Here is a 10412-nt window from a genome sequence, read left to right on the forward strand (position 1 = left end):
GAGCTGGGCTACATGGCGGGCGCCGACCGCATCGAGGGCTGCCTGTTCGGCAACGGCGAGCGCACCGGCAACGTCTGCCTCGTCACCCTGGGCATGAACCTGTTCTCCCAGGGCGTCGACCCCGAGATCGACTTCAGTGACATCGACGAGATCCGTCGCGTCACCGAATACTGCAACCAGCTGCCCGTACACCCGCGCCACCCGTGGGGCGGCGAGCTGGTCTACACCGCCTTCTCCGGCTCCCACCAGGACGCCATCAAGAAGGGCTTCGAGCACCTCGAGCGCGACGCGGCCGCGGCGGGCGTGCCGGTGGACGAGTTCGACTGGGCGGTGCCGTACCTGCCGATCGACCCCAAGGACATCGGCCGCACATACGAGGCGGTCATCCGCGTCAACAGCCAGTCCGGCAAGGGCGGCGTCGCGTACATCATGAAGGCCGACCACCAGCTCGACCTGCCGCGGCGGCTGCAGATCGAGTTCTCCAAGGTGGTGCAGGCCCGCACCGACAGCGAGGGCGGCGAGATCGGCCCGGCCGCGATGTACGAGATCTTCCGCGACGAATACCTCCCCAACCCGGCCAACCGCTGGGGCCGCCTCAGCCTCATGGCCCACCGCCACGAGTCCACGGTGGACGACAAGGACCGCATCAGCGCCGACGTACGGCTCGACGGGGAGATCCGCGAGATCGAGGGCACGGGCAACGGCCCGATCTCGGCCTTCATCGACGCCATCACGGGGATCGGCCTCCGGGTGCGCGTCCTCGACTACGTGGAGCACGCGATGAGCGCCGGCACCGACGCCAAGGCCGCCTCCTACCTCGAGTGCGAGGTCAACGGGCAGGTGCTGTGGGGGGTCGGCATCGACGCCAACACCACGACGGCCTCGCTCAAGGCCATCATCTCGGCGGTCAACCGCGCTTCGCGCCCATAAGGCACGTACCCATCACTCGACCGCGCCTCGCGATCAGGGAGGCGTGGTCGAGTTTATTGGTGCTGACATACCTCATATCAAGGATTGACCTATCCGGACTTAACTGGCCAAAGAAGATCCCAGGCGGCAGTTGGCAAAGCTCACTGGAGCGCCACGGATACCGGCCGATCAATGAGGAAAATCGCGCGGCCGCGGGCATCGTATGCAAGAATTAACCCAAGCCGCAGGCTGGAACTGGACTGCGAGTAGTTCCGTTTCGTATCAATTTTCGGTTTGGCGGGCCGAAAGCACCCAGAATCGACGGCACGTGCCATGCGCTGAACGCATGGTACTAGAACAACCGAATCCCGAACAGGTCTCATTCCTTGTGCTGGCGACATAGGAAAGTCAGGAAACCGTGGCAAGCGTTATCGCCGAACTCCTCGATGGGCGCGAGATCTCGAAATATCTGAGCGGCATTGCGGACGTCGAGAACGAGTGGGGCCTCTATAAAATCCGCGCCGATGCGGGCGAGTGGGTAGTCACCGCCGACAATGGTATAGCAATCAACGAGGCTCAAAGCGAAAGATGCTTGATTAAATACGAGCTCTGGGATGGACCGCCTCCTCCGCTCTACTCCTGGGACAGGACCTGGTCCGGAAGCGTGCGCCTGACCTCCGGAAGAGTGTTCGCTATAAATCGCCACTCCGATGGCGCGTCTTTCGGTGCAGAGTTCGATCTTGACCGGCGGGACAGCGCCTGGCAGGTCAGGATCCATCGCAAGTGCCTGGGCCACGAAGAGTTCATGCCGGACCTCGTCAGCTTCACTCTGCTGAAGCTACAATTTTGGCTTGCCCCGCTGTAGACAGATGCAGCCGGAATTCGAGATCAGCCTCATGACTCACGACTGCGAGCCCATGGCGGACTAGGACCTCATCAGCGCCGACGTACGGCTCGATGGGAAGATCCGAGATCGAGGGCACGGGCAACAGTCCGATGTCGGCCTCCATTGACACCATCACGGGCGTCAGGATGAGGAGTGCGCTCCCGGGTAGGCGCTGTGGGGGTCGGCAACGACGCCAACACCATGACGGCCTCGCTCAAGGCCATCATCTCGGCGGTCAATTGCACCCAAGCTGCCGGTTATGGGGGCTGGGTTGCTACTCGTCGCGAGTGCAGTCGTAGACCTCGCTGTAGCGTTCTTGGGCGATGCGCATGAGCGCGATCAGGTCCTTCATCGCATCCCGGCCCTTGGCGACTTGAGCCAGGAAGATGTCGACCAGTCGTTCTTTGCCGCCGCACTTAAACTTCGCGCTCACTTGGTATGGCTGGTCGGCGAACGGAGTATTCGAGAGGTAGGCGGCCATGCCGTCACCGAGATCGTTAGGGAGCGTAACCCCGCCGTGCCTACTGTAGAGGTCACGTCTGTCGTCCATAACGAAGTCCAGATGCTCCCGGCTTGTCCGGCCGCTTACCTGTAGCCAGCCCACCTCAAGTGGTCGCGGGGACGCGTCAGGGGCCCAACACTCACCGCTGTTCTCATTACCACTCATTTTCTCGACGAGAGGACCAGTTATGCCACTCACCAAACGAAAAGCTTGCTCAGGAATGAGCTTGCAGATGTATGGCGCGGAATCTACGACTGACTGAAGAGCTGGTGTTGGTGTGGAGACGACCTCGTTCCCCGGTGTGCAGGCCGCGATGAGCACCGTAAGAGCACCCAGAACGACAGGTAGACGAGAATCTCTCATCTACCACCTCCGAGGGAGGACGGGATCTGAAGGTCGAGGTAGTCGTCCACCTCGCTGGTCCGACGGAAGGTTCCGCTGAACCGATCGATCAGATCACGGCCTCCGCCCTTTTTCTGAACCCATTCAAGGAACTGGCTATAGTCCTGTGGGCTCATCTCGGTGAAGGGCTTGATCGTCGGTGGGGTTCCAGTTGTGAAGTTCCGATCGATCATTTCGATATCGTCAAGCAGACCCTTGTTGAGCATGGTTGTGGCGAGCATCTGCTCTGCCAGTCTCTCCACCGCCAGCCGATTGTCCGCAAGCGTCCGGTGCGTCTCGTCCAGACTCCGCCCGTGTTCGGACATCCGCTGGGCGACCTGATTGGCGATCTCGTCATACGCGGCTCCGGAGAGCTGGTCGTACCCATTGCCGATCAGGTCGCCGAATACTCCCTTGGCGAGCTGGCCCACCTGCTTGGCTCCCGGCACCGGGAGCAGCCCGATCGCGTCGCCCACCATGGTCTTCAGTGCCTCGTCCGCCTTCTTGTCGTCCAGCCCCTGGGCGATCAGCACCTGGCGTCGGATCTCTACGATGTGGCTGAAAGGACGTGCCTCCGCCACAGTGCGGTCCGTCAAGAACTGCTTGATGTCGGCCTTGTCGACTCGTCCGTCCCCATCGAAATCGAATTCCTTGACGTCGGCTTGTGTGAATCCGAGCCGCTCGGCGTTGGAGAAGTCGAGACCGACCGGGGGCACGGTGTCGAGCGCCGCTCGCATGTGCTCGGTCTGCGCTGCCATCAGCGCATTGAAGCCGGCGTCGTGGGAGGTGGCCAGCGCCAGAGCGTAGGACATGTACTCGGCCGCGACCTCGCCGAAGGTCGAATGGTCCAGGAGGAGCCGGGAGAGTTGGTCGATGTTGGCCGCGATCGCGCGGGCCAGAGGGTAGCTCAGAGGCGTGTACCGATCGAACGTGTCTCGGTCCCTGATCTCCAGGTTGCCGCTGTCGGCTTTGCCGAAGGCGCCGCGTACCTCGTCGGCGAGGATCTTGGTCATCTCGGCGGCCAGCTTCTGGGAGGTCGCGTCCTGGCTGGCCGTCGCGGTCACCAGCATGTCGTTGAACGGCGCGTAGTCGCCCAGATAGCGGGATGCGTCCCACCGAGTCGTCAGCAGATAGTCCAGCACGGATTCCTTCCACCCAGCCGGAATGTGGTCCAGCAGGGCGTGCGATGCCTCGCGGCTGGACTTCGCCGCGTGGAAGAGGTCGTCCACCACCGACGAGGTGCCTTTCGTGCCGGGGCTGCCAGCGTGTGTTCCGGGCCTGAGCAGGTTACCGAGGCCGAGTGCGCCGGCCAGGTCGACTATCGGGACCTGGACATCCGCGAAGACGCGTCCCAGCGGATCCTTCCTCGCCGCCCATTCGTCCTTGCGCTGGTCGTACTCGTAGACGATCACATCGCGCCCGACGACCTCCATGAACTCCTTCGAGAATGGCGGCTTGCCGTCGTGGACACGCCAGATGAGCGCCTGTGCCTGGTAACCCGAGTACTTCGTGTCGCCGGCCTTGTGCTCGGCTCGGCCCTCCTTCACCAGGTCCTTGAGGAAGTCGGCCCCCACGTACGCGGGATTCTTCGGATCGGTTCCCTTGGCCAGAGCCGTGCTCAGCATGCGCAGGGTCTTTTGGCCTTGGCGGGAGAGCTGGGCCATGCGATCGGAGTCCCCATATGCCCTGGCATCGCGCAACTGCGCGGCGAGCGAGCCGGGTAGCCGTGTCACGCCCTGGGCGCCCAGCGCACCGAGGAACGCCTTGACGAACTCCGCGTCCCCGGTCCGCGACGCATACCTCTCCAGTGCGGCCAGTGCTCTGGTGTCTCCTTCTGCGGCGTTCAGCACGGCGCGACCTGCCAGCGTCCCGTCCAGCAGCCCGTTGGCGGCCTCCAGACTGTCGGGCATATCGAGGAAGCTCCCGGCGGGCGTGCTCCTGCCGAAAGTGACCCTCTGCCTCTGCAGCTCGTGGACCAGCTTCTGGCGCCGCCGCAGGTCCTCGGCCTGCGTGGTGACCCGTCCGGCCAGCTGCCGGAGCCGCGCCGCCGGAGAAGAGTCGAGCCCGGCGCTCTGCAGCTCGCTGTGGAGGGCCTGCGCCAGCTCCTCCAGCTGCCTGGCCGCCTCAGTGTGCCTGCTCGTCATTGTGTCGAATTCGGGCAACTTGACCCCGGTGAACTCCGTCATGGTGTGTCCTGAAGCGAGGCCAGTTTCTGGTTCGCGCTGTCGACGGCCTGTGCGAGCATGTCACGCAGCTCCCGCTGGTCAGCGTGGACCTGGGTGTCAAACCGGGCGCCCGTTGGCCCCACCCACGCGTCGGCCTCCATCAGGCGGCAGGACGGGTCGAGCGCCCACCAGTGGTCGTCGGACAGTCGCTGGATCCGCTCCGCAACGGCCCGCATCGCCTGGCGATCGAGGTCGGCCAAGATGATCCCCTTGTACGGCTCGCTACGCAGAACAGATCAGGAGGCGGCGTCCTCCACGTCTTTCCACACGGTAATCAACATCATGTCAACAGAACAAACTTGAACTCGTTGAAAGGTATAGCGCGTTCGCGTTGTGTTCGAAAATGAGGTGTTTTGTCTGACTGGGCGGACCCTTAGCCTTCTCTGGAGAGGAAAGCTGTGTGTAGTTGCCATTGCCGATTGGTAGGGATGAGGTCTTTGGTTGGTCTTGTCTGGTATGAATTGGCTGTGGCTGTGGATCTCTTGTCCTCAACGAGAATGAAATCCAGCGGACGCTCGTTGAACATCAACTGAAACAATCGGGGCGGGACCAAGGTCAGATGATCGACAAGTACGCCGTCACGAAGGGAAAGAGCGCCGCCTTACTCGGAGGGTGGCTGTAGAGGTTAGTCGAACTCGCCGGCTTTTACCCCGCAGATGAAGGCATTCCATTCGTCGGATGTGAAGATCAGCGCGGGTCCGGTGGGGTTCTTGCTGTCGCGGACGCCGCGGCGCCCGCCGGAGAGTTCGGCGACCTCAACGCAGTTGCCGCCGTCGGGTCCCGATCGGGTGGACTTGCGCCACGTGGCGGTCCGCCACTCGCTGCCGAGCCCCGAGTCCTCGCCCGACACGGGCAACCTGCGCGACGACCTGGTGGCCATGCTCAGGCTCGCGGCGAAGGCGCTCTCGGGCCCGGCGGGCGAGGCGATGCGCGGGCTGCTCGGCGAGTCGCCGCTGAGCACCCTGCGGAAGAACTACCAGAGCACCTCCAGGACGCTGATGGCGGAGGTCGTCCGCCGGGCCGTCGAGCGAGGCGAGGTCGACCCGGTCGCCGTCACCCCCCGCCGCCTCGACGCCGGTCACGCGCTGCTGCGCCACCACTTCCTCTTCGAGGGCCCGCCCATCCCCGACGAGCTCGTCATCGCGATCGTGGACGAGGTGCTGGTGCCGCTCTTCACGCGGGACTGAGCAGGCCCATCACGGTTGTGCCGCGCCTGATCGCGCTCCTCGCCACCAGCGCGGCCATCCACACACTCACCAGCGCGCTCAGCGCCACCATCGCCACGAACGACCAGGACGCCTTCTCCAAGCCCAGCACCAGCAGGACCGCGACGGCCCCCCAGGCGAGCGCGTTGCAGATGGCCGCCGATGCGAGGATCTGGCCGGTGCCGCGCACGTCGGAGCCGAGCGATGGCGCGCCCGCCGCCGTCATGGGCAGCGGCAGCACCAGTGCCATGATGAGCGGCACGTGGAAGCCGCCCACCATCGCCTCGCCCAGCGGCCCGACGGGATAGCCCGCGTCCAGGAAGGCGAGGTTCACGAAGACCAAGCCGACCAGCCCGACGGGGACGACGAGCAGTGCGGCCGTCATGATCACCCGTCGCGCGGTCATCCGCGTGAGCGGCCCGTGCACGGAACGGCGCATCGCGGCCAGACAGGTGTGGAGCAGCGGCCCCACCGAGAGCACGGCTATGACGCCCGCCATGACAAACCACGTCTGCGCCATGTTCCGCATCTTCCCGGCGATCGGCCCCAAGCTCGCTGCCTCGGCCCACACGCCGTGCAGGCTGGCCACGTCGCGCACGCCCGGATTCCACAGGAGCCACAGACCCGCCCCCGCACAGGCCAGGACCGCCGCGAGAGGAACCGTCAAGCCCCCGGCCCCCGGGACGTGCCGGTAGTGGACCCAGGCGTCGGCCGCGCCCTTGATCAGGTCGAGCACCGTGCGCACACGTGCCGGCCGCGACGCGATCAGATCGGCGACCTCCTCGCCGTAACGTTCCCGCCACGGCTTCGGGTAGAGGCTGAGCATCGCCTCGGCCACGGCCCGCATCATGCGAGCCCCCAAGCGGTCCCCATGCGCCTGGCGCCTGCCTGCTCGATGCGGCGCAGGGTGGCGAGCTGCTCGCTCAGCGCGGTCCTCCCACTGTCAGTGATCCGGTACGGCTTGCGCCGCTCGGTCGACTTAACCGGCTCGATCCAGCCGCGCTCCTCCAGCCGCATCAGCGCCCCGTAGAGCGTGCCCGGCTCCAGCGCGGTCCCTGAGAACTCCTCGATGTCATTGATCATCCGATATCCGTGCTTCTGCCCTTCGGCCAGGCTGATGAGCACAAGCAGCGCCACGTCCGTGAAGCGGCCGAGTTCCTGTGTCTTCCGTGCCATGTATTCAGTAAAACTTAGTAAGTCTCACTGAGCAAGCCCGATAGCCGAGCCCGCAAGCCGCATCGAGTGCTCGAACACCGTCCGCCTGTCCTCGATCGTGTTGTTGAACTGGCCGAACACCTCGAAGTTGACCCACCCGTACAGCGTGGTCCACGCCGAGACACCGCGCCAGAGCACGCTGTCGGGCACCCCGGGCATGAGGTCCCTGAGCGCGGCCGCCTCCGACGTCAGCTCTTCGGACAGTGAATCCGCGGGCGGACGGATCGCGCCCGCCCCCCAGGCTTCGGAGACGATCCGGCCCAGCACGGCGACGTCGCGCACCCGCGCCGCGATCGTGTCCTGTGGCGCCTGGTAGCCGGGCACGGGGGAGCCGTAGAGCAGCGCGTACTCGTGCGGGTGCGCCACCGCCCAGTCGCGCACCGCGTGGCAGACGGTCATCCAGCGGCGCGGGAAGTCGTCCTGTGGGCACTCGGCGTCGGCCCGCTCCACGGCCTCGCCCAGCGCGTTGTAGCCGTCGATGATCAGCGCGGTCAGCAGGTCGTCCCGGCTCGGGAAATAGCGGTAGATGGCCGAGGAGACCATGCCCATCTCCCGCGCGACGGCCCGCAGTGACAGGCCGCCGGCGCCCTCGGTGGCGAGCTGGCGGCGCGCGATATCGGTGATTTCCCTGGTGAGCTCGGCCCTGACACGTTCTCTGGCGGTGCGGCTGGCTGTCATGGACCACAGGTTATCAGAGCGGTGCCAAAAAACGAGAGCACCGCTCTTGACGAACGCCGCTCTCTTGAGAGAGCATTGCTCTCGTAACCGAGCGACACACGATGGAGGACCAAGATGCTCGCCAAGCACGCCAACGCCGCTTTGATGTTCTTCCTGGAGCTGGGCGTCTTGGGCTCTGTGGGCTACTGGGGCTTCACGGTGAGCGACTCTTGGGCGATCAAGTTGCCGGCCGGGCTCGGTGGCCCGGCGCTGTTCATCGCCGTGTGGGCGCTGTTCGGCGCGGGCGGCGGTGCGAACGCCACCTTCCCCCTCACCGGCCTGGCCCGCGCCGCTCTGGAGATCCTCTGGTTCGGCGGCGGCGCCGTCGCGCTCTACGCTGCTGGACTGGTCACCCCGGCGGCCGTCTTCTTCGCACTGTTCGTACTCAACGCGGTACTCCGCATCATCTGGAAGCAGGTCTGATCATGGGTAAGCACGTCGTCGTGGGCTCCGGCCAGGTAGGCACGCATGTGGCGAGCAAGCTCGTCGCGCAGGGACACGAGGTCACCGTCGTGACCCGCTCGGGCAGCGGTCCCGAAGGGGCTGTCAAGGTCGCCGCCGACGTCGCCGACAAGGCCAGGCTGATCGAGGTCACCAAGGGGGCCGACGTCCTCTACAACTGCGTCAACCCGCGATACCACCGCTGGCTCACCGACTGGCCGCCGATGGCCGATTCGTTCCTGGCCGCCGCGGAGGCGAGCGGCGCCGTGTACGTGATGCTCGGCAACCTCTACCCGTACGGGCCGGTCAACGGCCCCATGACCGAGGACCTGCCGCTCGCCTCCACCAGCCCCAAGGCGCGGGTGCGGGCGAAGATGTGGCGGGACGCGCTGGCCGCGCACGAGGCGGGCCGCATCAGGACGACCGAGGTGCGGGGCTCCGACTACTTCGGTCCGGGCACCACCGACCAGTCCTACCTGGGTGACCGGTTCCTCGTGCCGCTCAGGGCGGGCAAGACCATCCAGGTTCCCTATCCTCCCGACATGCCGCACAGCTGGACGTACCTGCCCGACGTGGCCGACGCGCTGATCGTGGCCGGCCGTGACGAGCGGGCCTGGGGCCGGCCCTGGCACGTGCCCACCGCTGACCCGCTGAGCTTCCGCCAGCTTGGCGAGCGGATGGCCGCGCTGCTCGGCCTGCCCGCGCCCAAGCTGGCGCAGATCCCGTGGGCGCTGGTCAGGACGGCCGGGCTCTTCTCGCCCATGCTCGGAGAGCTCAAGCACGTCCGCTACCAGTTCACGGCGCCGTACGTGCTCGACTCTTCGGCGTTCCAGCGCACGTTCGGCATCGCGCCTATCCCGATCGACGAGGCGCTCAAGGCTACGCTCGACGCGTGAAGATAGCCATGATCGGCCTGGGTGACATCGCGGAGAAGGCGTACCTTCCCGTGCTGGCCGCCCAGCCCGCCCTCGACCTGCACCTCTGCACGCGCAACCAGGCTCGGCTGGACCGTCTCGGCGACACCTACCGCGTCGCCGGACGGTCCACGAGCGTGGATGACGTGATCAAGTCGGGAGCCGACGCGGCGTTCGTGCACGCGGCCACCGACGCCCACCCGCAGCTCGTCGAGCCGCTGCTCCGGGCCGGGATCGACGTCTACGTCGACAAGCCGATCGCCTACACGCTCGAGGAGTCGGAGCGGCTCGTACGGCTGGCGGAGACCGAGGGGAAGTCGCTGATGGTCGGCTTCAACCGGCGGTACGCCCCCGGATATGCCGGGCTTGCCGCCCATCCCCGCCATCTCCTCCTCATGGAGAAGAACCGCGACAATCACCCCGACGTGCCCCGGCGGGTGATATTTGATGACTTCATCCACGTGGTGGACACCCTCAGGTTCCTCGCCCCAGGCCCGGTCACCGGCACCACCATCAGGACCCGCGTCCGGGACGGCCTGATCGAGCACATCGTCCTGGAGCTGTCCGGCGCCGGCTTCACCGCCATCGGCCTCATGAACCGGGTCAGCGGAGCCAGCGAGGAGTCCTGCGAGGCCATGGGCGACGGCGCCAAACGCCGCGTGGTCAACCTCGGCGACGTCATCGACTACCGGGGCGGTGAGACGCTCGTCCGCCGCCCTGACTGGACCCCGGTGGCCAGGCAGCGCGGCATCGAGCAGATCTGCCTGGAGTTCCTCGCCGCCGTACGCGAGGGTCGCCGGATCGCCGCCGACGACGCCCTGGCCACGCACGCACTCTGCGAGGAGATCGTCAGCCGGACGGCGTGAGCTGCATCGCCCTGTCGGCCTTGGCGAACATCCGCTCGAACGCGGACGTGCTCAGCCGGGTGAGCACGGTGTACCCCTTCGTGTCCCTCAGCGGGCTGGACGACGACACGACGCCGGCCACCGCGCCGGCGTACAGCGCGGGCCCGCCGCT

At 66.0% G+C, this 10412-nt stretch carries 13 protein-coding genes; 6 read left to right on the forward strand and 7 right to left on the reverse strand.

Annotated elements, in window-relative coordinates; translation table 11 throughout:
• Together AB0J09_RS42295 and AB0J09_RS42300 are read left to right on the forward strand one after the other, a co-directional pair.
• A partial coding sequence (locus AB0J09_RS42295; RefSeq protein ID WP_360704116.1) for an alpha-isopropylmalate synthase regulatory domain-containing protein occupies positions 1-930 on the forward strand: 930 nt, incomplete at its 5' end.
• Between the two features lie 397 nt (positions 931-1327).
• Positions 1328-1774 carry a hypothetical protein gene (locus AB0J09_RS42300; protein WP_360704119.1) on the forward strand — a complete coding sequence of 149 codons (447 nt, stop codon included), beginning with the start codon at positions 1328-1330 and terminating at the stop codon, positions 1772-1774.
• A gap of 295 nt (positions 1775-2069) precedes the next feature.
• Here the strand turns inward: AB0J09_RS42300 and AB0J09_RS42305 are convergent, their stop codons facing one another.
• From AB0J09_RS42305 to AB0J09_RS42320, 4 genes are all read right to left on the reverse strand, one after another.
• Positions 2070-2228, reverse strand: coding sequence for a hypothetical protein (locus AB0J09_RS42305; RefSeq protein ID WP_360704121.1), 159 nt, complete (start codon positions 2226-2228; stop codon positions 2070-2072).
• A gap of 428 nt (positions 2229-2656) precedes the next feature.
• Positions 2657-4864 carry a hypothetical protein gene (locus tag AB0J09_RS42310; protein WP_360704124.1) on the reverse strand — a complete coding sequence of 736 codons (2208 nt, stop codon included), beginning with the start codon at positions 4862-4864 and terminating at the stop codon, positions 2657-2659.
• Complete coding sequence (locus AB0J09_RS42315; protein ID WP_360704127.1) at positions 4861-5103, reverse strand: hypothetical protein; 243 nt, start codon at positions 5101-5103, stop codon at positions 4861-4863. The genes AB0J09_RS42310 and AB0J09_RS42315 overlap by 4 nt, the downstream gene beginning before the upstream one ends.
• Positions 5104-5528: 425 nt before the next feature.
• Positions 5529-5783 carry a DUF397 domain-containing protein gene (locus AB0J09_RS42320; protein ID WP_360704131.1) on the reverse strand — a complete coding sequence of 85 codons (255 nt, stop codon included), beginning with the start codon at positions 5781-5783 and terminating at the stop codon, positions 5529-5531.
• Between AB0J09_RS42320 and AB0J09_RS42325 the strand changes: the two genes are divergently transcribed.
• The gene (locus AB0J09_RS42325; RefSeq protein ID WP_360704134.1) at positions 5692-6090 is read left to right on the forward strand and encodes a TetR-like C-terminal domain-containing protein; all 399 of its coding nucleotides are present in this window, start codon (positions 5692-5694) and stop codon (positions 6088-6090) included. The two genes, AB0J09_RS42320 and AB0J09_RS42325, sit on opposite strands and share 92 nt — an antisense overlap.
• Here AB0J09_RS42325 and AB0J09_RS42330 read toward each other — a convergent pair.
• From AB0J09_RS42330 to AB0J09_RS42340, 3 genes are read right to left on the reverse strand one after another with little or no spacing between them, the layout of a single operon-like run.
• Positions 6077-6970 carry a hypothetical protein gene (locus AB0J09_RS42330; protein WP_360704136.1) on the reverse strand — a complete coding sequence of 298 codons (894 nt, stop codon included), beginning with the start codon at positions 6968-6970 and terminating at the stop codon, positions 6077-6079. The genes AB0J09_RS42325 and AB0J09_RS42330 overlap by 14 nt on opposite strands.
• Complete coding sequence (locus AB0J09_RS42335) at positions 6955-7284, reverse strand: helix-turn-helix transcriptional regulator (protein ID WP_360704139.1); 330 nt, start codon at positions 7282-7284, stop codon at positions 6955-6957. Before AB0J09_RS42335 ends, AB0J09_RS42330 begins: the two co-directional genes overlap by 16 nt.
• A 24-nt stretch (positions 7285-7308) precedes the next feature.
• Positions 7309-8001: a TetR/AcrR family transcriptional regulator gene (locus AB0J09_RS42340; RefSeq protein WP_360704142.1), complete on the reverse strand. Its 693-nt coding sequence runs from the start codon at positions 7999-8001 to the stop codon at positions 7309-7311.
• 114 nt (positions 8002-8115) lie between these two features.
• Between AB0J09_RS42340 and AB0J09_RS42345 the strand changes: the two genes are divergently transcribed.
• Genes AB0J09_RS42345 through AB0J09_RS42355 form a run of 3 tightly spaced genes read left to right on the forward strand, consistent with a single transcriptional unit; the run spans position 8116 to position 10261 of the window.
• Entirely contained in the window at positions 8116-8463 is a 348-nt protein-coding gene (locus tag AB0J09_RS42345) for a YrdB family protein (protein WP_360704145.1), read from the forward strand.
• 2 nt (positions 8464-8465) lie between these two features.
• Complete coding sequence (locus tag AB0J09_RS42350) at positions 8466-9377, forward strand: NAD-dependent epimerase/dehydratase family protein (protein WP_360704147.1); 912 nt, start codon at positions 8466-8468, stop codon at positions 9375-9377.
• On the forward strand, positions 9374-10261 hold the full coding sequence (locus AB0J09_RS42355; RefSeq protein WP_360704150.1) for a Gfo/Idh/MocA family oxidoreductase: 888 nt from the start codon (positions 9374-9376) through the stop codon (positions 10259-10261). The genes AB0J09_RS42350 and AB0J09_RS42355 overlap by 4 nt, the downstream gene beginning before the upstream one ends.
• Positions 10262-10412 lie beyond the last annotated feature (151 nt).

The sequence above is a fragment of the Nonomuraea sp. NPDC049784 genome (assembly GCF_040659615.1).
Classification (GTDB): Bacteria; Actinomycetota; Actinomycetes; order Streptosporangiales; family Streptosporangiaceae; genus Nonomuraea.